This window comes from Marinobacter alkalisoli (assembly GCF_045449795.1).
Taxonomy (GTDB): Bacteria; Pseudomonadota; Gammaproteobacteria; order Pseudomonadales; family Oleiphilaceae; genus Marinobacter.
The window spans coordinates 40,252-62,898 of record NZ_JBJJLB010000021.1; the positions used below are offsets into that span (position 1 = coordinate 40,252).

General features: G+C 58.9%; 18 protein-coding genes. 4 read left to right on the forward strand and 14 right to left on the reverse strand.

Annotated features, from left to right (window positions below; all coding sequences use genetic code 11):
• Positions 1–57: 57 nt before the first annotated feature.
• Entirely contained in the window at positions 58–1,587 is a 1,530-nt protein-coding gene (locus ACJO3M_RS09865) for a WS/DGAT/MGAT family O-acyltransferase (RefSeq protein WP_407001223.1), read from the forward strand.
• Positions 1,588–1,609: 22 nt separating this feature from the next.
• On the opposite strand, the gene ACJO3M_RS09870 is transcribed toward ACJO3M_RS09865, so the two are convergent.
• Positions 1,610–2,296, reverse strand: coding sequence for a DUF2057 family protein (locus ACJO3M_RS09870; protein WP_407001224.1), 687 nt, complete (start codon positions 2,294–2,296; stop codon positions 1,610–1,612).
• 242 nt (positions 2,297–2,538) lie between these two features.
• Here ACJO3M_RS09870 and ACJO3M_RS09875 point away from each other — a divergent pair, with 242 nt between their 5' ends.
• Positions 2,539–2,748, forward strand: a complete 210-nt coding sequence (locus ACJO3M_RS09875) for a DUF6316 family protein (protein ID WP_406988107.1) — start codon at positions 2,539–2,541, stop codon at positions 2,746–2,748.
• A 40-nt stretch (positions 2,749–2,788) separates the two neighbouring features.
• Here the strand turns inward: ACJO3M_RS09875 and ACJO3M_RS09880 are convergent, their stop codons facing one another.
• The 8 genes from ACJO3M_RS09880 to glyA all read right to left on the reverse strand — a co-directional run bounded on the left by ACJO3M_RS09880 (position 2,789) and on the right by glyA (position 9,446).
• Positions 2,789–3,316, reverse strand: coding sequence for a phosphatidylglycerophosphatase A family protein (locus ACJO3M_RS09880; RefSeq protein ID WP_407001225.1), 528 nt, complete (start codon positions 3,314–3,316; stop codon positions 2,789–2,791).
• On the reverse strand, positions 3,316–4,260 hold the full coding sequence (gene thiL, locus ACJO3M_RS09885) for a thiamine-phosphate kinase (RefSeq protein ID WP_407001226.1): 945 nt from the start codon (positions 4,258–4,260) through the stop codon (positions 3,316–3,318). The genes ACJO3M_RS09880 and thiL overlap by 1 nt, the downstream gene beginning before the upstream one ends.
• A gap of 3 nt (positions 4,261–4,263) precedes the next feature.
• Positions 4,264–4,740: a transcription antitermination factor NusB gene (nusB, locus tag ACJO3M_RS09890; protein ID WP_407001227.1), complete on the reverse strand. Its 477-nt coding sequence runs from the start codon at positions 4,738–4,740 to the stop codon at positions 4,264–4,266.
• Positions 4,740–5,216 (reverse strand): 6,7-dimethyl-8-ribityllumazine synthase, encoded by a 477-nt coding sequence (ribH, locus tag ACJO3M_RS09895; RefSeq protein ID WP_407001228.1) that lies wholly within the window; start codon positions 5,214–5,216, stop codon positions 4,740–4,742. The genes nusB and ribH overlap by 1 nt, the downstream gene beginning before the upstream one ends.
• A gap of 48 nt (positions 5,217–5,264) precedes the next feature.
• Positions 5,265–6,380: a bifunctional 3,4-dihydroxy-2-butanone-4-phosphate synthase/GTP cyclohydrolase II gene (gene ribBA / locus ACJO3M_RS09900; RefSeq protein ID WP_407001229.1), complete on the reverse strand. Its 1,116-nt coding sequence runs from the start codon at positions 6,378–6,380 to the stop codon at positions 5,265–5,267.
• A gap of 84 nt (positions 6,381–6,464) precedes the next feature.
• A complete protein-coding gene (gene ribD / locus ACJO3M_RS09905) occupies positions 6,465–7,580 on the reverse strand; it encodes a bifunctional diaminohydroxyphosphoribosylaminopyrimidine deaminase/5-amino-6-(5-phosphoribosylamino)uracil reductase RibD (protein ID WP_407001230.1) in 1,116 nt (371 codons plus the stop codon).
• On the reverse strand, positions 7,577–8,095 hold the full coding sequence (gene nrdR / locus ACJO3M_RS09910) for a transcriptional regulator NrdR (RefSeq protein ID WP_012139711.1): 519 nt from the start codon (positions 8,093–8,095) through the stop codon (positions 7,577–7,579). Before nrdR ends, ribD begins: the two co-directional genes overlap by 4 nt.
• 94 nt (positions 8,096–8,189) lie before the next feature.
• Complete coding sequence (glyA, locus tag ACJO3M_RS09915; protein WP_407001231.1) at positions 8,190–9,446, reverse strand: serine hydroxymethyltransferase; 1,257 nt, start codon at positions 9,444–9,446, stop codon at positions 8,190–8,192.
• Positions 9,447–9,702: 256 nt separating this feature from the next.
• Here glyA and ettA point away from each other — a divergent pair, with 256 nt between their 5' ends.
• Positions 9,703–11,364, forward strand: a complete 1,662-nt coding sequence (gene ettA, locus ACJO3M_RS09920) for an energy-dependent translational throttle protein EttA (protein WP_407001232.1) — start codon at positions 9,703–9,705, stop codon at positions 11,362–11,364.
• Positions 11,364–12,740, forward strand: a complete 1,377-nt coding sequence (radA, locus tag ACJO3M_RS09925) for a DNA repair protein RadA (protein WP_407001233.1) — start codon at positions 11,364–11,366, stop codon at positions 12,738–12,740. Before ettA ends, radA begins: the two co-directional genes overlap by 1 nt.
• Positions 12,741–13,091: 351 nt before the next feature.
• Here the strand turns inward: radA and ACJO3M_RS09930 are convergent, their stop codons facing one another.
• The 5 genes from ACJO3M_RS09930 to ACJO3M_RS09950 all read right to left on the reverse strand — a co-directional run bounded on the left by ACJO3M_RS09930 (position 13,092) and on the right by ACJO3M_RS09950 (position 22,628).
• Positions 13,092–13,460 carry a PilZ domain-containing protein gene (locus tag ACJO3M_RS09930; RefSeq protein WP_407001234.1) on the reverse strand — a complete coding sequence of 123 codons (369 nt, stop codon included), beginning with the start codon at positions 13,458–13,460 and terminating at the stop codon, positions 13,092–13,094.
• A gap of 322 nt (positions 13,461–13,782) precedes the next feature.
• The gene (gene hemE, locus ACJO3M_RS09935; protein WP_407001235.1) at positions 13,783–14,847 is read right to left on the reverse strand and encodes a uroporphyrinogen decarboxylase; all 1,065 of its coding nucleotides are present in this window, start codon (positions 14,845–14,847) and stop codon (positions 13,783–13,785) included.
• Positions 14,848–14,968: 121 nt separating this feature from the next.
• Positions 14,969–16,387: a glutamate synthase small subunit GltD family protein gene (locus ACJO3M_RS09940; protein ID WP_407001312.1), complete on the reverse strand. Its 1,419-nt coding sequence runs from the start codon at positions 16,385–16,387 to the stop codon at positions 14,969–14,971.
• A 78-nt stretch (positions 16,388–16,465) separates the two neighbouring features.
• Positions 16,466–20,914 carry a glutamate synthase large subunit gene (gltB, locus tag ACJO3M_RS09945; protein ID WP_407001236.1) on the reverse strand — a complete coding sequence of 1,483 codons (4,449 nt, stop codon included), beginning with the start codon at positions 20,912–20,914 and terminating at the stop codon, positions 16,466–16,468.
• 247 nt (positions 20,915–21,161) lie between these two features.
• Entirely contained in the window at positions 21,162–22,628 is a 1,467-nt protein-coding gene (locus tag ACJO3M_RS09950; RefSeq protein ID WP_407001237.1) for an AAA family ATPase, read from the reverse strand.
• Positions 22,629–22,647: the final 19 nt, after the last annotated feature.

Consider the following 22,647-nt stretch of genomic DNA (forward strand, 5'->3'; position numbering starts at 1 on the left):
GAATCCCGCGCAACTCGTTTATACTGCCGGCAAACCAACGCCGAACGGAGTTCAAACATGCGGCAGCTGTCGGAACTGGATGCCTCTTTTCTTTACCTGGAGTCGGAAACGGCGCCCATGCACATCGGAGGCATCTATCTGTTCGATGGTCGCGGTAGCGACACCCCCCTGGCCTTCAGTACCTTTGTTGCCTATCTCCGCAGCCGCCTCCATGTTGTCCCGGTATTTCGCCAGCGCCTGAAGAAAATTCCATTTCGTCTCGGTCGTCCCTACTGGATTGACGATCCCGATTTCAGCATTGAGCGTCACCTCGCTTACGTAAACCTGGGTGAGCACGGGCGTGCTCATGGCCTGATGGAGCTGGCCTCCAAGATCCTTGAGGAACCGCTGAAACGGGATCGTCCACTTTGGCACATCACCTTCGTGGACGGCTTTCCAGCCGCTGAGGATGACGACGGCCTCAACGGGTTCGCCCTGATCGTCAAACTCCATCACGCGGCGATTGACGCCTTCAGTGGCGAGGAAATCATGGGCAAGCTACTGGAATATACGCCGCAGGCGAGACCTATCCCACAGCCCAGGCCCTGGCACCCAAAACCGGCGCCATCTGAGGAAAGAATCATTGTGCAGACGGGCGCCAACCTGCTGCGCAAACCCCTGCAGGTCACGTCACTGGCCATCAGCGCGGCAGAAGTTACCGCGCGGGGGCTGATTCACAACCAGATGCGCAAACTGCCACTGCCATTCCCCCTGTTTTCGGCACCCCACAGCGCCTTCAATCGCCAGATCACAGCCAACCGGCAGATCGTGGCCGCCGATCTCGATCTGTCACGCCTCAAGGCTATCAAGGCCAGCCTGGGTAACGTCACTCTGAACGACGTGGTGCTGGGGTTGTGCGCGGAAGCGCTCCGGCGCTATCAGGTCAACCACGATGGCGACCCGGACAAATCCCTGGTCGCCATGACGCCGATCTCCGTTCGCTCGAACAGCTTGCGCATGGCAACGGGCAACCAGATGTCGGCCATGCTGCTGGACCTGGCCACCAACGAACCCAACCCCGCGCGCCGAATCCGCAAGATCCATCGGAACGCGGTCGCATCGGAGCCATACCGGGAGGCCATTGCTGCAGACCGGCTCACCGAGTTACTGCCATCCACCATGTTGGCCCTGTCTGCCAGGCTATATTCCGAGTTACAGATTGCACAACGCTATCAACCGGTCTTCAACCTGCCCATCACCAACGTACCCGGACCACAGGTGCCGCTGTATCTTCAGGGGGCTCGCCTGGTCCGGCAGTACAACACCTCCCCCCTGTTTGACAGCATGGGACTGGTGATTGTAGCGGTCAGCTATGAGGGACGACTGACCATCAACTTCACTCTGTGCCCGGATGTGGTCGCTGACGGTGAGTCCCTGAAACCGTTACTGGAGGACAGCCTGACTGCCATCGAGAACGCAGCGGCCACGCTGACCGAATCGGAAGAGGAACTGGACGATCAGGCAGAGAACGGTCAGACCCTCACCGATGAGGCCCTGACCCTGCTGGAAGGATTACTGAAAAAAACACTTCACCGCTTCCGGCGCTGACGGAAGCGGTTGGCCTCAGAGCTTATTCAAACGCCCACCGCAGGAAGGTACGTTTTTCTTCTTCACTGGCCTTGTGCCAAAGCGCTTTCAGTTGCTCGAGAGTATTGCCATCGACTGCGTCGGCCGTTGCAGAGGCATCACCGGAAACAGGCGTGCGTGCCGGTGAAGCGGCAACGACAGATTCACCATCCCACGGCTCAAAGCGCGCCACTTCTTCGCCAGCCTCGTTCACAATGGCACCGGAGAAATCTTCACGTAATGCCTCCGCCTCCTGGCGGGAATCCGGCTTATCAAAATCGAAACGGTAGGTTTCACCAGCCTGGGCGGTGAAAGTGACTGCGTGAGGCTCTGTCTGTACGACGTGAACCTTTGACTCGCCATTTCGCACGACACCCGCCTTGGCCCAGATGGTCTTGTAACTGAACACCACCTGGTTTTCGCCGGGCAGAAGATCGTAATTCAGTGCCAGATCATCCATGAGGAAGTTACCCATGTTGCGACCGTTGACCTTGGCCACCCGGATGTCACCAGGCGCTTCCAACAGGGCCGTGCCGCCCTCAGCAGCGTCCCCGTCCCAGGTCTGAACGCGGGTCATGGTTGAGCTACACCCTGCCAGGAATACAGCCGCAACAATGAACGCAAAAAAGCGCCCGATGGATGTCGGAGACACAGCCATCTTGAAAACTCGCAAAACGTGATAAATACTCATGTAAAGTCCTTGTGGTTAAGAGTTCAATCTGCTGGCATTCTGACGAGTGCAAATGACAAGGGCAAGACGGTAAAGCCAGGTTTCCTGCTCCCATTCCCGCAGCGGAGACCCCTGAATGAGACTCAGGACGTACAACCCGTAAAAAACGGTTGAATTCGTCCAGAATTGATTTAATTTTAAACAACCGACCAATGGAATACGAAGCCCGAAAACCAGAAAAAAGACAGGGCACAGGAGACACCATGGACACTCAACGTCGGATCGGAGAAGAAGGGCCTGCACCGTTTCGCAGCAGCCGCTTTTTCTGTGTGGGAAGCAAATGGTACTTCACTACCAGGGAAGGTTTCGACAGTGGCCCGTTCGCCACCCGCGACCGCGCGGAGATCGGCCTGAAGCGTTTCCTGCACGTGGTCCGTTTGCTGCCTGAAGAGCAACAGAAGCAGATACACTGACTCACAGAAAGTGGGCTTCCGGGCTCATCCGCTGAGCGGTTCAGACAATGATCGGCATCAACCACCGGTCAATGGCAAACAGGCACCCCAGCGCCATAAACCCCGCCACCACGTCATCCACCATGATGCCCAGGCCGCCAGGCGCTCGCTGGTCAATCCAGCTAATGGGCCAGGGCTTGACCACATCAAACAACCGGAACAACGCAAAGGCCATCAACACCCCGTATATATTGTCAGGGATCAACGCCAGGGCGATCCACATGCCGACAAATTCATCCCAGACAATGCCGCCATGATCGTGCACTTTAAGGTCACGGGCTGTCTTGCCACACAGCCAGATACCCACAATAAAGGCGATCGCAACCACAACCCAATATGCCGTGAGCGGCAGCCAGGCAATGGCAAACCACAGCGGGATTGCCGCAAGGCTGCCCCAGGTCCCGGGCGCCCGTGGCGCCGCCCCACTACCAAAACCAAAAGCCAGCAGGTGCACCGGATCACGCAGAAAACCGGGAGGTAGCAGCGCCCCGGCAAACTCAGGCTCCTGCAGATCGTCATCACTACTCATTACTTACTCCCGAAATGGTCGTATCCGCCAGCCACCGGGGCAGCCTCAATACCGGTAATGCCACTCCCGGGCACTACCCTACCAATTATGGTCAATTGCGTCCGTACCGTGTCTGGCAGGCTGTCCCACGCGCCCCGGGGAACAGCGACGCAAAGCTCATAGTCATCACCGGCTTCCAGGGCGAGCCTGAGCGCTTCTTCCTCGCCTTTCAGGCGAGTCACCGCAGAGGACACAGGCACAGACTGAGAATCCAGCTGCGCCCCGACACCGGAGGCCTTCAGGATATGGCCAAGGTCGGCCAACAGGCCATCCGAGATATCGATGGCGGCGCTGGCCACCCCTTGCAACGCCATCCCCAGATCCAGCCTGGGTACCGGAGCGTGGTATCGCTCCAGCACCGTCTGCTCATCCTCGGACGGGGACACCGTATCGAGATAGTCCAGTGCAGCGCCCGCTTCCCCAAGGGCTCCCGACACACACAGATAGTCATCCTCGGCGGCACCGGAACGCAATATCGCGCCGCCTGCAGGCACTTCACCGTGCACCTGCAGGGTGAGCGTCAGCGGTCCCCGGGTCGTATCGCCTCCCGCCAACTCCAGGCCAAAGGCCCGGGACGCCCGGGAAAGCCCGCGGGAAAAGCGCTCCAGCCATTCCGGCGAGGCTTCCGGCAACGTCAGTGCCAGGGTAAAGCAAACAGGTTGTGCGCCCATGGCCGCCAGATCGCTGGCAGCCACAGCCAGCGATCGCCAACCAAGATGTTCGGGGTTATAACCCGCAGGAAAGTGAACCCCCTCAACCAGAGTGTCCACGGAAAAAACGAGCTCGTTACCAGAGGCGACACGCTCGATGGCACAGTCATCCCCCGGACCAAGCACCAACGAGGCTGCGCGACTCTGCCCGGTGAGAGGGCTGAAATAGCGGCGTATCAGCTCGAATTCACCCATTCGTTAGCGCGGGCGGGTCTCAGCCAGCCGCAGGCGACGACTGAGTTTGTCGAGGATGCTGTTTACAAACTTGTGCCCTTCCGTGCCACCGAAGCGCTTGGCCATTTCAATGCCTTCGTTGATGACCACCTTATAGGGCACATCGAGGCGATGCTTCAGCTCATAGGCACCAAGGCGGACAATGGCCAATTCCACCGGGTCCACTTCGTTGAGGGGACGGTCGAGGAACGGCTCCAGCAACCGGTCAAGTTCGGCCTGCTCACGGTGAACCCCGCGCAACAAGTCCCGGAAATAAAGGGTATCCACCTTGGTCATGTCGTTGTCGACCAGGAACTCGGATTCGATATCCGATATCGCGCTCTTGCTGAAATGGCGCTGATAAAGTCCCTGCATGGCCAGGGCACGGGCACGGCGACGGTCACCGGCTTTCGGTTGCCCCGATGCGCCCGGCTGCGGGGAGGTGTCTTCAGTTGCGCTCATCACTCACCCAGCTTCTTGAACAGGCTAACCATTTCCAGAGCCGTAATAGCGGCTTCCGCGCCCTTGTTTCCAGCTTTGGTGCCGGAGCGCTCAATGGCCTGCTCAATAGAATCCACCGTTAACACACCGAAGGTTACCGGTACATCGGTTTCCAGGCTGACCGCACCCAGACCGCTGGAAGCTTCGCCAGCAACATAATCAAAGTGCGGGGTGCCACCACGGATGACCGCGCCGAGGGCAATGATCGCGTCGTGATCACCGGTTTCGGCCACCCGCTTGACGGCCAGCGGCATTTCGTAGGCACCGGGAACACGGACGATGGTAATGTCGGTGTCAGCGATGCCGTGACGACGCAGGGTATCAACAGCGCCCTCCACCAGGCTTTCCACCACAAATCCGTTAAAGCGACCAACCACCAGGGCATACCGGCCGCTGCAGTGGGTGAAGTCGCCTTCAATTACTTTGATATCTGCCATGAAAGGCTCCTTAACGGGCAACGCTGAACATCAGCGCTGCCGGGTTCATCATTCGGGGGTATAAGGTACGTACTCTTCCACTTCCAGGTCGAATCCGGAAATCGCGGAAAACTTGATCGGCGGACTCAGCAGGCGCATTTTTCCCACGCCAATGTCTTTGAGGATCTGGGAACCGGTACCCACTGTGAAGTAAACGCCGGAACTGCCCTTTGCGGCAGCGGCCTGCTCCTCCCCGAAGAACTCGTGAATCCGGTCTTCCAGGTTATAGCTGTCCTCGGCGCTGTTCAGCAGAACCACCACACCCCGGCCGTCCTCGGCCACTTTTTCCAGGGCGTGATGCAGCGGCCAGCTGCGGGAATCGGCACGACGGGCACCCAACAGGTCCCGCAGCGTGTCGGTAATGTGTACGCGTACCAGCACAGGCTCATCAGGTTTAATATCCCCCATGACCATAGCCAGGTGTGTCGAGCCCTGGATATTGTCCCGATAAGTCCGCAAGTTGAATACACCGTATTCCGTGTCCAGATCGTATTTCTCAACACACTCGATCGTGCGCTCGTTCAACGTACGGTAGTGAATCAGATCGGCAATGGTGCCAATCTTCAGATCATGCTGTTCCGCGAATCTTTCGAGATCTTCACGGCGGGCCATGGAGCCATCGTCGTTCATAATCTCGCAGATCACACCCGCCGGCTCGCAATCGGCCAGCGAAGCGAGGTCACAGGACGCCTCGGTATGGCCGGCGCGGCTCAGCACACCGCCGGGGTCTGCCATCAGCGGGAAGATATGGCCTGGCTGAACGAGATCGGACGCCTTGGCATTCTTCGCCACCGCGGCCTGTACGGTACGCGCCCGGTCCGCAGCGGAAATACCGGTAGTCACGCCCTCGGTCGCCTCAATGGACAGGGTAAATTTGGTTCCGAACCCGGAAGCATTCCGCTGAACCATCAACGGCAGCCCGAGCTGCTCGCAGCGGGTACGAGTCATCGGCATGCAGATGAGACCGCGACCAAAACGGGCCATGAAGTTAATGGCTTCCGGCGTGCAATGCTCAGCCGCCATCACCAGGTCGCCTTCATTTTCGCGGTCCTCATCGTCCATCAGGATCACCATTTTGCCCTGACGAATATCTTCAATGATCTCTTCTATGCTGTTCAGTGCCATAGGTATTTTGCACCCTTTCAGTTTGCCGAAGCTGAGCCCTCAACCAACGAGAGCTCTCAACCAACAAACCGTGAATTGTATGAGTTACCGTGGCGCCAGGATCAGACGCTGATCCTCACCCACCTGACGGCGATCCAGCACCTTCCATTGTACTTTATCCGCCATGGAGTCCAGTGGCAGGTGGGCTGTTGGCCGCCCCGTGCTGCCCAAAAACACCGGAGCCTGGTACAGCCAGAGCTCATCCACCAGGCGTTCGTCAATAAAGGTACCGGCCAGGGTTGGCCCGGCTTCCACCAGTAATTCGTTGATCCCCAACTCGCCGAGGGAATCGAGCAGCTCACCAACATCGACGCCATTATCCTTCCAGGCAACCCCGGTCAGACTAACTCCCAGCGCGGCAAGATCCTGGGCCGGCGCGGTCGCCAACGTGGGGGACGCACAGTACACTTGAACATTCCCGCCCTGAAGAATGTTTGCGCCACATGGTGTGCGGGCATCACGGTCTGCGATCACCCTCAGCGGCATACGGGATGGTTCGGTGGCATCGCCAATGTCCCCCAGCTCCTCGCGCCGGACCGTCAGTGATGGATCGTCGGCGAGCACCGTACCAACACCGGTCAGCACTGCATCGCTGATGGCACGCAGACGCTGTACGTCCCGGCGCGCGTCCGGGCCGGTAATCCACTGGCTTTCACCCGAAGCCATCGCCGTACGCCCATCCAGGCTGGCCGCCATCTTCAACCGCACAAAAGGCCGGCCGGAATTCATTCGTTTCATAAAGCCGGGGTTAAGCCGGGCCGCTTCGTCCGCCATCATCCCTTCGGTGACCCGGATACCGGCCTCCCGAAGCATGTCCAGCCCCCGGCCGGACACGGAAGGATTGGGATCCTTGGTGGCCGCAAATACGTGAGCGACACCGGCCTCAATCAACGCCTTGGCACAGGGAGGCGTTCGGCCGAAGTGACTACACGGCTCCAGAGTCACATAGGCCGTTGCGCCCCGCGCCGCCGGGCCCGCCTGACTCAGCGCGCGAATTTCAGCGTGGGCCTCGCCGGCTCGCTCATGCCAGCCTTCCCCCAGGATCTTGCCGCCCCGGGCAATAACACAGCCCACCCGTGGATTCGGATGTGTCGAATAGCGCCCACGCCAGGCCAGTTGCACCGCCCGGGCCATGAACGCAATATCCTGGGCGTCTATCATGCCTTGCCCTTGGAGGAGTGGTTACCGGCCAGAACCTTGGCCACATCCACCGGATCCTCGCCGGAATTGGCGGACAGCCGCTCGATCTCTTCCTTGAATTCGTTAATATCCTGGAAGCTCCGGTAAACCGACGCAAACCGAACGTAAGCTACCTTGTCCAGTTGGCGAAGCTCGGTCATGACTTCCTCGCCGAGCTGCATGGATTTAACTTCACGCTCGCCGGTGGCGCGCAACCGGAACTTGATGCGATTCAACGCGGCATCGATTTCTTCAATACTGACCGGGCGCTTTTCCAGCGCTTTCATCAGGCCGGAACGCAGTTTTTCCTCGTCAAACGGCTGGCGCGTGCCATCCTGTTTGACCACCCTTGGCATCACCAGTTCGGCGGACTCAAAGGTTGTGAACCGCTCACGGCAGGACAGACACTCCCTGCGACGACGCACCTGATCCCCCTCGGCCACCAGCCGTGAGTCAATCACCTTGGTATCTGCTTCACCACAGAACGGACAGTGCATAATCGGGAGCTCCGGAAAATAGCCGGGTTAAGAGTCACCGGTTAAAGAATAGCCGGGCCGTCGACGGGACGGCCCGGCCTGCCTAGCCTGAAGTTTAGCCCGCGTACACCGGGAAGCGAGCACACACGGCTTCAACCTGTTCGCGCACACGGCTATTCACGGCGTCGTCTTCCAGGTTGTCGAGGATGTCACACATCCAGCCCGCCAGGTCGCGACACTCGGTCTCGCCGAAACCACGGGTGGTCACCGCCGGCGTGCCGATACGCAGACCGGAAGTCACAAACGGAGAGCGAGGATCATTGGGAACCGCGTTCTTGTTGACGGTGATGTGGGCACGGCCCAGGGCTGCATCCGCATCCTTACCGGTAATGTCCTGCTTGATCAGGCTGACCAGGAACAGGTGGTTTTTAGTGCCACCGGACACCACATCGTAACCGCGCTCAATAAATACTTCCGCCATGGCCGATGCGTTCTTCACAACTTGTTGCTGATACGCCTTGAACTCGTCGCTCATGGCTTCTTTAAAGCACACAGCCTTGCCAGCGATCACATGCATCAGCGGGCCGCCCTGGCCGCCCGGGAAAACCGCGGAGTTCAGTTTTTTCTGCAGATCGGCATCGTCGCAGGCCAGAATCAGGCCACCGCGTGGGCCGCGCAGGGTCTTGTGGGTAGTCGTTGCAACCACGTGGGCGTGGGGAACCGGGTCCGGGTAGACGCCAGCAGCCACCAGACCGGCAACGTGAGCCATGTCGACAAACAGGTAAGCACCCACTTTGTCCGCAATCTCGCGGAAACGGGCAAAATCCAGTTCCTGGGAGTAAGCAGAAAAGCCTGCAATGATCATCTTCGGCTTGTGCTCAACCGCCAGGGCTTCAACCTCATCGTAGTCGATCAGGCCGGTATCGTTGTTGATACCATACTGGACGGCATTGTAGATCTTGCCGGAGAAGTTCACGCTGGCGCCATGAGTCAGGTGACCGCCGTGGGCGAGGCTCATGCCCAGCACAGTGTCGCCGGGCTTCAGCAGCGCCATGAATACTGCGGAATTGGCCTGGGAACCCGAATGCGGCTGCACGTTGGCGTAGGCAGCGCCGAACAACTCCTTGGCGCGGTTAATTGCCAGGTCTTCAGCAATGTCGACAAACTCACAGCCACCGTAGTAGCGCTTGCCGGGGTAGCCCTCGGCGTACTTGTTGGTGAGCACACTGCCCTGAGCTTCCATCACCCGGGGGCTGGTGTAGTTTTCTGACGCAATCAGCTCGATGTGAGCTTCCTGACGCTTTTCTTCCGCCTGCATGGCGTTCCAGAGTTCGTCGTCAAAGCCGGCGATTTTCATATCACGATTAAACATGGATGCGCTGCCCCTGTGTGCTTAGCTGCCCGAAAAATTTGGGCGGCTATTCTATCTTACAAATGGGTAAAAAATCATCCTTTATAGCGCCTGCCGCCCCTCCGCAGAAACCGTCACACCGCAATTTTCGCCCCCTTCCCGCTTCCGGCCATCGATTTCCCGCAATTGCCATAGCCTGCGGGTTTCGCTACCTTACGGGGCTAATCTGATCATTCCCTTTATTTACCTCCGAATACAACAGAGGACACAGCCAGTTATGGCCCAGTACGTATACACCATGAACCGCGTGGGCAAGGTGGTTCCGCCCAAGCGTGAAATCCTCAAGGACATTTCCCTGAGCTTCTTCCCGGGCGCCAAGATTGGCGTACTCGGTCTCAACGGTGCCGGTAAGTCCACCCTGCTCCGCATTATGGCGGGCATCGACCAGGATTACATCGGCGAGGCCCGCCCCCAACCCGGCATCAATGTGGGCTACCTGCCCCAGGAGCCGGAGCTGGACGAAGAGAAAACCGTCAAGGAAATCGTCGATGAGTCAGTCTCTGGCGTCCACGACGCATTGGCAGAACTGGATCAGGTTTACGCCGCCTATGCCGAACCGGATGCGGATTTTGATGCCCTCGCCAAGAAGCAGGGCGAACTGGAAGCCTACATTCAGGCCACCGACGGCCATGACATCGAACGCAAGATGGAAGTCGCCGCCGACGCATTGCGCCTCCCGCCGTGGGATCAGAAAGTAAGCGTGCTGTCCGGCGGTGAACGCCGCCGGGTGGCCCTGTGCCGCCTGCTGCTGTCCGGCCCGGACATGTTGCTGCTGGATGAGCCCACCAACCACCTGGATGCGGAATCCGTGGCCTGGCTCGAGCGCTTCCTGCACGACTACGAAGGCACCGTGGTTGCCATCACCCACGATCGCTACTTCCTCGACAACGTCGCCGGCTGGATCCTGGAACTAGACCGTGGCCAGGGCATTCCGTTTGAAGGCAACTACAGTCAGTGGCTGGAGAACAAGGAAAAGCGTCTGGAGATGGAGTCCAAGCAGGAAGCCTCCCACCAGAAAGCCATCAAGCAGGAACTGGAATGGGTGCGCAGCAACGCCAAGGGCCGTCAGTCCAAGAGCAAGGCCCGCCTGGCCCGCTTTGAAGAGATGAGCTCCCAGGAATTCCAGAAGCGCAATGAAACCAACGAGCTGTACATTCCGCCGGGACCACGCCTGGGCAACAAGGTGATCGAAGTGGACGGCATCAGCAAGTCCTTCGGTGACCGCCTGCTGTACGAAGACGTGTCCTTCAGCGTACCGCCCGGAGCCATTGTGGGTATTATCGGTGGCAACGGCGCCGGCAAATCCACACTGTTCAAGATGGTTGCGGGCTACGACAAGCCCGACTCCGGCGACATTACCTTGGGCGAGACCGTGGAACTGGCCTACGTGGACCAGATGCGCGACCTGGATGGCAGCAAAACCGTGTGGGAAGAGCTTTCCGACGGCAACGATATTATCAAGGTTGGCAACTACGAGACCCCGTCCCGGGCTTACGTGGGGCGCTTCAACTTCAAGGGCAGTGACCAGCAGAAACGGGTTGGCGACCTGTCCGGTGGTGAGCGTAACCGCCTGCACCTGGCCAAGCTCCTCAAAGAAGGCGGCAACGTGCTGCTGCTTGACGAACCGACCAACGACCTGGATGTGGAAACCCTGCGCGCCCTGGAGGAAGCCCTGCTCAACTTCCCGGGCTCTGCCTTGGTGATCTCGCACGATCGCTGGTTCCTGGACCGTGTAGCCAGCCACATCCTGGCGTTCGAGGACGACGGAGAAGTGGTGTACTTCGAAGGTAACTTCACGGAGTACGATGAGGACTTCAAGAAGCGTAAGGGGGATTCCGCCATGCAGCCCCAGCGCATGAAGTACAAGAAGCTGGCCTGATGGCAAAACCCAAAACCGCCTACGTCTGCACCGAATGCGGTGCAGACTATTCCAAATGGCAGGGCCAGTGCACGGCCTGCCAGGCCTGGAACACCATCAGCGAAGTACGCGGCGTCAGCAGCAATGCCAAAGGCGCCCGCGGTGCCCGCTTCGAGGGCTTTGCCGGCAGTCTGTCAGAAGTCCAGAGCCTGGACGATGTCAGCCTGGCCGAACAGCCACGCATCAGCTCCGGCATGCAGGAGTTTGACCGGGTGCTGGGTGGCGGCCTGGTAGCGGGCTCTGCCGTTCTGATGGGCGGTCACCCCGGCGCCGGCAAGAGCACCCTACTGCTTCAGGCCGTCTGCCATCTGGCCGCAAGCGTTCCCGCTCTGTATGTAACGGGTGAGGAATCCCTGCAACAGGTGGCCATGCGTGCCAAACGCCTGGGCTTGCCCACCAAGGACCTGAAAATGCTGTCGGAAACCAGCGTCGAGCGGGTGATGCAGGTGGCGGAAGCGGAAAAACCCCGGATTCTGGTGGTGGACAGTATTCAGGTAATGCATGTCGCCGAAACCGAATCCGCCCCCGGCAGTGTCTCCCAGGTCCGCGAAAGCGCCGCCTATCTGACCCGATTCGCCAAACAGACCGGTACAATCCTGTTCCTGGTCGGCCACGTCACCAAGGACGGCAGCCTCGCCGGCCCGAAAGTACTGGAGCACATGATCGACTGCTCCATCCTGCTGGAAGGCTCCAGCGACAGCCGCTACCGCACGTTACGGGGCATCAAGAACCGCTTTGGCGCGGTGAATGAGCTGGGCGTATTTGCCATGCTGGAACAGGGCCTGAAGGAAGTGAAGAACCCCAGCGCAATTTTCCTCAATCGTGGTGAGGAGGCTGCACCCGGCAGTGTGGTGATGGTGGTCTGGGAAGGCACCCGGCCCATGCTGGTGGAAATCCAGGCGCTGGTGGACATGGCCCAGGGCGGCTATCCGCGGCGCGTCGCCGTTGGTCTGGACCAGAATCGACTGGCGATGCTGCTGGCGGTGCTGCATCGCCACGGCGGGATGCATGTGTCGGATCAGGATGTCTTCGTCAACGTGGTCGGCGGCGTCAAGGTCAACGAGACCAGCGCTGACCTGGCCCTGCTGGCGGCGATCGTCTCGTCCTTCCGCGACCGCGCCCTGCCCCAGGATCTGGTGATTTTCGGGGAAGTCGGCCTGTCCGGGGAGATTCGCCCGGTGCCGAGCGGTCAGGAGCGGATCTACGAGGCCTCCAAGCACGGCTTTACCCGAGCACTGGTACCCAAGGCCAACGTGCCTCGCAAGCCTGTCGAGGGGATGACGGTGATGCCGGTGACCAAGCTTAGTGAGGCGCTTTTGGCTTTGGAGGAGGTTTGACTTTGGCCCCCTAGCCTTCCCGTGTTGTTGCAAGGGAGGGGTTGGGACTCCTTTCCAAAAACCGCTACGAGCACCCCTCTGGGGTCCAGCCAGCAATCACAGATTGCTGTCGTTCAGCTGTCGCATGAAGCTTCGCTTCATAAACGCTCGGCTTCACCCATGTGCGCTTCTCTCAGGCCATCCTTGGCCTTCGAAATTTTTGGAAAGGAGTCCCACCCCCTCCCCTCGAATTCAGGAGATAACGCCAACGGTGCAAAGTCTGAATACGAGATAAGTAGATTGAGCAGGACGAATCGGTGCGGTGACGTAGGTCGGATTAGGCAAAGCCGTAATCCGACAAAAACAGACAACCTAATCAATCAGATGCGCAAACTCCCTTTCCAGCAACGCCTGATCACCCAGATTAAGCTCAACAAGCCGCTTTAAATGAGTCGCACTTTCCAGGTCGATGTACTGACACTTGAAGCCCAACCGCTGCGACTCCACGTGGCGGAGTTCCACCGCCATGACAATGGCCGTTTCATTGTCGTCCAGATGAATGATCACCTCGCACGGCTCGTTTAGCGGCACGTTCCAATCACTCGGTCTTTTCACCAGAACGCCTTTCAGGGAAATATCCAACACTTCCGTCAACCAGACGCTGTCCTGGCAGTGAAGCTCACATGGGGCGTCAAATTCGATACGATGGAATCGTCGTTTTTCAGGCGGTTGAGTCGGCAAGTGGGTACTCCTGTTTACTGCTTTTGTTCCATATGACTATAGACCCGACAGGAGGATGCATCCAGAGGAGTTTTTTGGGGTGGTGTTTGGTGGCAGGTGTCGGATTACGGCACGCGTTGCGTGCCTAATCCGACCTACAAGGCTGACGGAAGATACCCCAGAAGCCGGATCGCAGAGGTTGGGAGAGGGTTTCCAAAAATTTCGAAGGCCATGGATGGCCTGAGAGAAGCGCACATGGATGTGCTCGTAGCGGTTTTTGGAAACCCTCTCCCAACCTCTGCCACCCCGTCACTCGAAGGCTAGTGCATGCCTGACGGCCAAACTAACGGTGATACTCAGGACTGAGTTCAACCACCGCCTCAATAAATGCCTTGGCGTGTTCCGGATCCACATCCGGGGTGATGCCGTGCCCCAGGTTGAAAATATGCCCCGGGCCGGTACCGAAGCGGCGCAAAATATCGGCCACTTCCTGGCGAATCCGCTCAGGCGGTGCATACAGCATGGCCGGGTCCATATTGCCCTGCAGGGCTACCCGATCGCCGATGCGGGCGCGGGCGTTGCCGATGTCGGTGGTCCAGTCCAGACCCACGGCGTCGGCACCGGAGTCGGCGATGGATTCCAGCCACTGGCCGCCGTTCTTGGTGAACAGGATGACCGGAACCCGACGACCTTCGCTCTCGCGAATCAGGCCATCCACGATTTTCCTCATATAACGCAGCGAAAACTCTTCATACGCCCAGCTGCTCAGCACCCCGCCCCAGGTATCAAAGATCTGGACTGCCTGGGCACCGGCCCGGATCTGGCCGTTCAGATAATCGATGACGCAGTCCGCCAGGTGATCCAGCAGGCGGTGCATCACCTCCGGCTGGCCGTACATCAGTTTCTTGGCTTCGCGGAAATCCTTGGAGGAGCCGCCCTCGATCATGTAAGTGGCCAGCGTCCAGGGACTGCCGGAGAAACCGATCAGCGGAACACTGCCGTTGAGGGCGCCACGGATGGTGGACACCGCGTTCATCACGTAATCCAGGTCCACCTCGGCCTTCACGGTCGGCAAGGCTGCAACGTCGGCCTCAGAGCGGATCGTATGCTTGAACTTGGGACCTTCACCGGTCTCGAAATACAAGCCAAGCCCGAGAGCATCCGGGATGGTCAGGATGTCGGAGAACAGGATGGCGGCATCCAGGGGATACCGCTTCAGGGGCTGCAGCGTGACTTCACAGGCCAGAGGCGTGTTCTTGCAGAGACTGAGAAAATCCCCCGCCTGGGCGCGGGTCGCACGGTACTCTGGCAGGTAACGGCCGGCCTGACGCATCATCCACACCGGTGTGCGATCAACGGGCTGGCGCATCAATGCGCGCAGGAAGCGGTCATTTTTCAGCTCGGTCATAGGATTTCCAGTCTGCTCTCGGTCTGTGAAATGTGGGCTGCAATGATACCCCGTTTACAACAATAAAAAAGGGCGGCTTACCCGTAGCAAGCCGCCCTTCTGATCTGAATCAGGTCCGTCCTCAGATATCCAGGTAATCCAGGATGCCTTCAGCGGCCTGACGGCCTTCCCAGATAGCGGTTACGACCAGATCGGAGCCGCGGACCATGTCACCGCCGGCAAAAATCTTCTGGTTGCTGGTCTGGAACGCAAACTCAGACTCTTCCGGCGCCGCCACACGACCGGAATCATCGGTGTTGATGCTCTGCGCATCAAACCAGTCTGCCGGGCTTGGACGGAAACCGAAGGCCACCAGCACGACGTCGGCCGGGATCACCTCTTCACTGCCCGGAATCACTTCCGGACGGCGGCGACCGTTCTCGTCAGGCTCACCCAACTGGGTCTGAACCACCTTCACCCCTTCCACCTTGTCTTCACCAATGATGGCAATGGGCTGACGGTTGAACATGAACTTGACGCCCTCTTCCTTGGCGTTTGCCACTTCCTTGCGGGACCCCGGCATGTTCGCCTCATCCCGGCGATAGGCACACGTGACGCTCTCTGCCTGCTGGCGAATGGACGTACGGTTGCAGTCCATTGCAGTGTCACCACCACCCAGGACCACTACACGCTTGCCTTTCATGTCGATGAAATCATCCGCATTTTCCTCGTAGCCGAGGCGGCGGTTGACGTTGGAGACCAGGAACGGCAGGGCGTCATACACACCCGACAGATCCTCCCCGGGGAAGCCGCCTTTCATGTAGGTGTAGGTACCCATTCCCATGAACACGGCGTCGTATTCCTCAAGGATGTCTTCCATCATCACATCCTTGCCTACCTCCGTGGACAGGCGGAATTCCACACCCATTTCCTCGAACACCTGGCGACGGCGGGTCATGACGGACTTTTCCAACTTGAACTCGGGAATACCGAAGGTCAGCAGGCCACCAATTTCCGGGTAAATATCGAATACCACCGGTTTCACACCGTTGCGCACCAGAACGTCCGCACAACCCAGACCCGCAGGGCCGGCACCAATCACGGCGACCTTCTTTTCGGTCCACTTCACGGCGGACATGTCCGGCTTCCAGCCCAGAGCGAACGCGGTATCGGTAATGTACTTCTCGACAGAACCGATGGTAACCGCGCCATAACCGTCATTCAGGGTACAGGCACCCTCACAAAGACGGTCCTGCGGGCAGACCCGGCCACAGACTTCCGGCAGGGAGTTGGTCTGGTGACACAGCTCCACCGCCCTCATGATGTTGCCTTCGGAAACCAGCTTCAGCCAGTTAGGAATGTAGTTGTGTACCGGACACTTCCACTCACAGTATGGGTTACCACACTCCAGGCAGCGGTGCGCCTGCGGCGCTGCCTCTTCCTGGGTGAACGGGTGGTAGATTTCCCCGAATTCCTTCTTCCGCTTCTTTGCGGGTACCTTTTTCGGGTCTACGCGCCCTACTTCGACAAACTGGAAGTCGTTATTCAGTCGTTCTTTCATCATGATGCTCTCATCAACTCGATTTCGACAGGGGCAGCGCTCCCTGGCGGATACCCCAAACCCTGATCCTTCCGGCGCTTATTCCGGGCGCGCGCGGGTGCTCGCCAGCAGGCTGCGCAGGTTGGCAGCCTTGGGTTTCACCAGCCAGAAACGGCCGATGTAGTCGTCGAAATCTTCAAGAATGTGCTCTGCCCACTGACTGCCGGTCTCCGAGATATGCTCACGGATAACACCACGCAGGTGATTACGGTAGGACTCCATGTCCTCACGGGAGATGCGCTGGATTTCCACCAGTTCGTGGTTGTACTTGTCCACGAAAGTGTTATCCATATCCAGCACATAGGCAAAGCCACCGGTCATACCGGCACCGAAGTTGTATCCGGTAGAGCCGAGAACCGTCACCAGCCCGCCGGTCATGTATTCACAGCAGTGGTCGCCGGTGCCCTCGACAACCGCGTGGGTGCCGGAGTTACGTACCGCGAAACGCTCGCCTGCGGTACCTGCGGCAAACAATTTGCCGCCGGTCGCACCGTACAGACAGGTGTTGCCAACGATAGAAGTTTCATTGGTCTTGAAGCTGCTGCCACGGGGCGGTTTGACCACCAGCTTGCCGCCGGTCATCCCTTTGCCCACGTAATCGTTGGCATCGCCTTCCAGAATCAGGTTGAGACCGCTGACGTTCCAGACACCGAAACTCTGCCCGGCAGTACCGGTCAGGTCGAGGGTAATCGGTGCGTCGATCATACCCTGGTTGCCATGCTTCGCGGCAATTTCACCAGACAGGCGCGCACCGATGGAGCGGTCGCAGTTGGTCACACGGTAGGACCATGCGCCGCCAGACTTCTCTTCGATAGCCCCGGTAATATCTTTCACCATCTGCTCGGCAAGCACGCCTTCATCAAACGGATGGTTGCGCTCTACCTGACAGGTCTGTGGCTTGTCCGCAGGGATGTGATCGTTGGCCAGCAGGCGGCTCAGGTCCAGCTTCTTCTGGCGTTCTGTATCACCCGGCAGGCGCTCAAGCAGGTCTACCCGACCCACCAGCTCTTCCAGACTGCGAACTCCCAGCTTGGCCATCCACTCGCGGGTTTCTTCAGCAACGAAGCGGAAGAAGTTCATGGCCATTTCCACCGTACCCTTGAAGTGCTCTTCACGGAGGTGCTCATTCTGGGTGGCCACACCGGTGGCACAGTTGTTCAGGTGACAGATTCGCAGGTATTTACAGCCCAGCGCCACCATCGGCGTCGTACCAAAGCCGAAGCTTTCGGCGCCGAGAATAGCGCCCTTAACCACGTCCAGACCGGTTTTGATGCCGCCGTCAGTCTGCAGGCGAATCTTGCCACGCAGATCGTTGGCGCGCAGGGCCTGCTGGGTTTCCGTCAGCCCCAGCTCCCAAGGGGAACCGGCGTAACGGATGGAGGTCAGTGGGCTCGCGGCGGTACCACCGTCGTAACCGGACACGGTGATCAGGTCGGCGTAAGCCTTGGCCACACCAGCGGCAATCGTGCCCACACCCGGCTCGGAGACCAGTTTCACAGACACCAGCGCGTTCGGATTCACCTGCTTCAGATCGAAAATCAGCTGCGCCAGATCCTCGATCGAGTAGATGTCATGGTGCGGTGGTGGCGAAATCAGCGTGACGCCGGGCACGGAGTACCGCAGCCGCGCGATCAGGTCGTTTACCTTGCCACCCGGCAGCTGGCCACCCTCGCCGGGCTTCGCACCCTGGGCAACCTTGATCTGCATGACATCGGCACTTCTCAGGTACTCGGCGGTGACACCGAAACGACCGGACGCCACCTGCTTGATCTTGGAGCGCTTTTCGGTGCCATAACGGGCGGGGTCTTCACCACCCTCACCGGAGTTGGAGCGCCCGCCCAGGGTGTTCATAGCGACCGCCAGCGCCTCGTGCGCCTCCGGGGACAACGCCCCCAGGGACATGGCTGCGGAATCGAAGCGCGGGAAGATATTCTCAACCGGTTCAACCTCGGCAATATCAATGGCCTTGAGGTCCTGACGGAAACCAAGGAGATCCCGCAGGGTCGCCACTGGCCGCTCGTTTACCAGGCCCGCGTATTCCTTGTAGTGACCGTATTCACCGCTGATCACTGCTTCCTGGAGCTTGCCGACCACATCCGGATTGAAGGCATGGTATTCCTGACCATGGACGTACTTCAGCAGGCCACCCTGGGATACCGGCTTGCGGGGCTTCCAGGCTACCGCTGCCAGTTGCTCCTGATCCTGCTGGAAATCAAAGAATCCAGCGCCCTGGATACGACTGGGGACACCTTTGAAGCATAGGTCGACCACTTCATCAGCAAGGCCGATGGCCTCGAACAACTGGGCGCCACGGTAAGAGGTCATGGTCGAGATACCCATCTTGGACAGGATCTTCAGCAGCCCCTTGTTGATGCCCTTGCGATAGTTGTTCTTGGCCTCGATCGGATCCATCAGCAGTTCACCGGTACGTATCAGGTCATTCAGTACCTGATACGCCAGGTACGGGTAGACCGCTGTCGCACCGAAGCCGAACAGGACGGCGAACTGATGGGGATCCCGTGCCCAGCCGGTTTCCACAATGATGTTGGAATCACAGCGCAGGCCCTGCGCAACGAGGTGGTGATGAACCGCGCCGGTTGCCATCAGGGCGTTCACCGGCAGTTCACCTTCCTTGAGATCCTTGTCGGAAAGGATCAGCAGTACCTTGCCGTTGCGAGTCGCTTCCTCGGCCTCTTCGCAGACACGGCGTATGGCTTGCTCCAGCCCCATCTCCGGGCTGTACCCCATGGAAATGTAGGCAACCTCGAACCCCGGGCGATCATTGTTGGCGATCTTGAGGAACTTGGCCGGCGACAGCACCGGTGTGGTCAGAATGATCCGGTCCGCATGTTCCGGTGTTTCCTCGAAGACATTACGCTCAGAACCCAGACAAGTCTCGAGCGACATGACAATCGCTTCCCGAAGCGGATCAATCGCCGGGTTTGTTACCTGGGCAAATTTCTGACGGAAGTAGTCACCAACGTGACGAACCTTGCTGGACAATACCGCCATCGGGGTATCGTCGCCCATGGAACCAACGGCCTCCTGGCCATTCTCCGCCAGCGGGCGCAGCACCTGATCACGCTCCTCGAAGGACACCATGAACATCTTCTGGTGCACCAGAAGCTCGTCGGCGTCCATCAAACGGAACTCAGGGGTGTCCTGATTCAACGTGGATTCAACCCGCAGCGCATTCTCCCGCAGCCACTGCTTGTACGGGTGGGCATTCTTGAGGCGCTCGTCAATGTCCGGGGTATGAAGGACTTCGCCCGTCTGGGTATCTACGGCCAACATCTGGCCCGGCCCTACCCGGCCTTTCGCCACGACGTCATCGGGCTCATAGCTATAGGTGCCGATTTCCGATGCCAGTGTAATAAAGTCATCCTTGGTGATGACCCAGCGAGCCGGGCGCAGGCCATTCCGGTCCAGCATACAGACCGCGTAGCGGCCATCCGAGAATACCAGGCCGGCCGGCCCGTCCCACGGCTCCATGTGCATGGAGTTGTATTCGTAGAAGGCACGCAGCTTGGAATCCATGGTGTCCACGTTCTGCCACGCGGGCGGAATCATCATCCGCACCGCACGGAACAGATCTACCCCACCGGCCAGCAGCACTTCCAGCATGTTGTCCATGCTTGAGGAGTCGGAACCGGTCAGGTTCACCAGCGGTTGCAGGGTCTGAAGATCCGGCAGGTCCGGAGAGCTGAACTTGGCCGCACGAGCAATGGCCCAGTTGCGGTTACCATCGATGGTATTGATCTCGCCGTTGTGCGCCAGGAAACGAAATGGCTGGGCCAACGGCCAGCGCGGCATGGTGTTGGTGGAGAAGCGCTGGTGGAAGACGCATATGGCGGTCTGGAGGTCCGGATCGCCCAGATCCTTGTAGAAGTTCGCCAGATCAGCCGGCATCATCAGGCCTTTGTAGGCCAGCGTGCGGTGGGAAAGGCTACAGATATAGAATTCGGAATCATCCGCCATGTCGCGCTCAGCGTAGCGGCGGCCAATAAACAGGCTGATTGCAAACTCTTTCTCTGCCTTGTCAGCCGGTGCCACAAACACCTGCTCGATACGAGGCAGACAATCCAGAGCCATGGGCCCCAGGCAACTGTTGTCCGTCGGCACTTCCCGCCAGCCCAGAATTTCCAGGCCCTGCTCGGTCAGACGCTTCTCAATGGCATCCCGCCCGGCTTTTGCCTTGGATTCGTCCGGGTTCAGGAAAACCTGACCAACGGCAAACAGGTCTCCGGGTTCCTTGCCAAACGCCGCCTTGGCGGCCTTGCGCAGGAAGGCATCGGGACTTTGAATAAGCAGGCCGCAACCATCACCGGTCTTTCCGTCTGCCGCAATACCACCGCGGTGGGTCATGCAGGTCAGCGACTCGATGGCAGTTTGCAACAACTTGTGGCTGGCATCGCCTTTCATATGGGCGATCAGTCCGAAACCACAGTTGTCCCTGAATTCTTCGGGATGATACAAACCTGTCATCATAAGCGTTCTCTCACATAGAAATGCTTTTCAATCAAAGAGTTATAATAAAGTACCGTTAAAGCCACCCTTTGACACTGAAAATGGGGGGTGGACATTCTACACACGTACAAATACGTACTCAATCTAAAGTCTGGTTATTTTAGGGGTGAGGAAAGGCCAAAGATGCATTAACCCCATTGATTTAAATAGACTTTATCTGGTTGGTAACAAGCCACCCGAAAGCCCCGGAAAGGGGCCCAAAGCAGCGTTAAAAACCACTGAATGGGCGAATCCACGTATCGCGGGAACGCAAATCCTCGGGTAACTTGCTCAAGGCGGAACGGACAGCGCCCACACCGTCAAAATCACCATAGAAAACCACAAACCAGTCCCGGCCCTGACGAGTTGTCCTGGTGTACCAGAGCGCCTCCTGCCCGGGGTATTGCTCAAGAAAGTCCGTTGCCGTCTGCTCGCGGAATCCGGCCACAAACTGGGCCGTCAGACCTGCCCGGGCACGAACCTGATCAACCGGCACAAACCGGCTGGCCAGGGCCGGAACAAACTCATCAGCATCCTCTACTGCAACCTCGGGGCGGGATTCCGCAGTTGGCTCTGGCTCTGGCTCTGGCTCTGGCTCTGGCTCTGGCTCTGGCTCTGGCTCTGGCTCTGGCTCTGGCTCTGGCTCTTCAACAGTATTGACCGCCACTTCCGGTTGCACCAGAGCTATTTCGCTATTATTTTCCCCGACGGTCGACCCCGCCTCCGGGCTCTCGGGGCCAATCGTGACACTTTTCCGGATTCGGTCCGGCTCGCTCGCTACCTGCGCCTCCCGATCCACCGAATCATCGTACTGCTGCGACACAATCCACCAGGAAGCAGCAAGGAGCACCAGAGCCAGGGCAGGCCATCTCAGACCAAGAAGCGGTTGCAGGCTTATCGACCGTCCGGCCTTGGAAGCGGGTGCGATGTCCAGCCAGACTGCTGGGGTAGTTCGCTGAAGCCGCGAGAAGCTACCTTGGCTCAGTTGATGGATCTGCCTTACCCTGGAAGGGCTTAACAGGTCGTCCACACGACCACCAGCCCGATGTACGCGCGGCTCCAGGTACGACCGGATTTCCTCTGCCGTCAATGGGCGCAGGTGTACCTGGTGGACCCCCGTGGACTCATCGCTCAACCCCAGCATGCTGATCAGTTCATTGGCGCCGCTAAAGACCGGCACAGCCGCGGTCGCTCTCTCAGCAGCCAGAAAAGCCGACAGCAACAGACGCAACGACTCGGGTGACGCCCGGTCGGCATCATCAACCAGCAAAACCATACGCTGGCCTTTACGGACCCGGGTTTCAGACCAGCGGAAAAACCCATAAATGGCATCGCGGGGACTTTCGGTGGATTCCAGACTCTTATGGGCTATCGACAGTAATCCCCGGGCCAGAGCGGGGAGGCTTGTCAACGATGCCGAGGACAATCGATGGAAGTCCAGACGGGACGATTCACTTCGAACCAACTCCGCCAGCAATCGGGTCTTGCCAGCACCCGCATCTCCGGTCAGCAGTATGGCAAGATCGCCGAACCCGCAGAGGTGCCTGAGTGTCTCAAGAGCGTGGTGGCGCATCGCGTCCGGGAAAAATGGCATTTCCATTTCCAGCGGATTGGCCCTCAGGCCATAACGCTCCTGAAGCCTCGGAAACAAACCGCCGCCTTCCAGGCTATTCAGTCCTGAATCGTTCACTGTCATTCCCTGTTGCGCTCGGTTC

What these genes read in the sequence shown, in the direction of transcription:
- ACJO3M_RS09865 (WP_407001223.1), top strand. Translation starts at nt 58, where the DNA reads ATGCGGCAGCTGTCGGAACTGGATGCCTCTTTTCTTTACCTGGAGTCG.
- ACJO3M_RS09870 (WP_407001224.1), bottom strand. Translation starts at nt 2,296, where the DNA reads ATGAGTATTTATCACGTTTTGCGAGTTTTCAAGATGGCTGTGTCTCCG.
- ACJO3M_RS09875 (WP_406988107.1), top strand. Translation starts at nt 2,539, where the DNA reads ATGGACACTCAACGTCGGATCGGAGAAGAAGGGCCTGCACCGTTTCGC.
- ACJO3M_RS09880 (WP_407001225.1), bottom strand. Translation starts at nt 3,316, where the DNA reads ATGAGTAGTGATGACGATCTGCAGGAGCCTGAGTTTGCCGGGGCGCTG.
- thiL (WP_407001226.1), bottom strand. Translation starts at nt 4,260, where the DNA reads ATGGGTGAATTCGAGCTGATACGCCGCTATTTCAGCCCTCTCACCGGG.
- nusB (WP_407001227.1), bottom strand. Translation starts at nt 4,740, where the DNA reads ATGAGCGCAACTGAAGACACCTCCCCGCAGCCGGGCGCATCGGGGCAA.
- ribH (WP_407001228.1), bottom strand. Translation starts at nt 5,216, where the DNA reads ATGGCAGATATCAAAGTAATTGAAGGCGACTTCACCCACTGCAGCGGC.
- ribBA (WP_407001229.1), bottom strand. Translation starts at nt 6,380, where the DNA reads ATGGCACTGAACAGCATAGAAGAGATCATTGAAGATATTCGTCAGGGC.
- ribD (WP_407001230.1), bottom strand. Translation starts at nt 7,580, where the DNA reads ATGATAGACGCCCAGGATATTGCGTTCATGGCCCGGGCGGTGCAACTG.
- nrdR (WP_012139711.1), bottom strand. Translation starts at nt 8,095, where the DNA reads ATGCACTGTCCGTTCTGTGGTGAAGCAGATACCAAGGTGATTGACTCA.
- glyA (WP_407001231.1), bottom strand. Translation starts at nt 9,446, where the DNA reads ATGTTTAATCGTGATATGAAAATCGCCGGCTTTGACGACGAACTCTGG.
- ettA (WP_407001232.1), top strand. Translation starts at nt 9,703, where the DNA reads ATGGCCCAGTACGTATACACCATGAACCGCGTGGGCAAGGTGGTTCCG.
- radA (WP_407001233.1), top strand. Translation starts at nt 11,364, where the DNA reads ATGGCAAAACCCAAAACCGCCTACGTCTGCACCGAATGCGGTGCAGAC.
- hemE (WP_407001235.1), bottom strand. Translation starts at nt 14,847, where the DNA reads ATGACCGAGCTGAAAAATGACCGCTTCCTGCGCGCATTGATGCGCCAG.
- ACJO3M_RS09940 (WP_407001312.1), bottom strand. Translation starts at nt 16,387, where the DNA reads ATGAAAGAACGACTGAATAACGACTTCCAGTTTGTCGAAGTAGGGCGC.
- gltB (WP_407001236.1), bottom strand. Translation starts at nt 20,914, where the DNA reads ATGATGACAGGTTTGTATCATCCCGAAGAATTCAGGGACAACTGTGGT.
- ACJO3M_RS09950 (WP_407001237.1), bottom strand. Translation starts at nt 22,628, where the DNA reads ATGACAGTGAACGATTCAGGACTGAATAGCCTGGAAGGCGGCGGTTTG.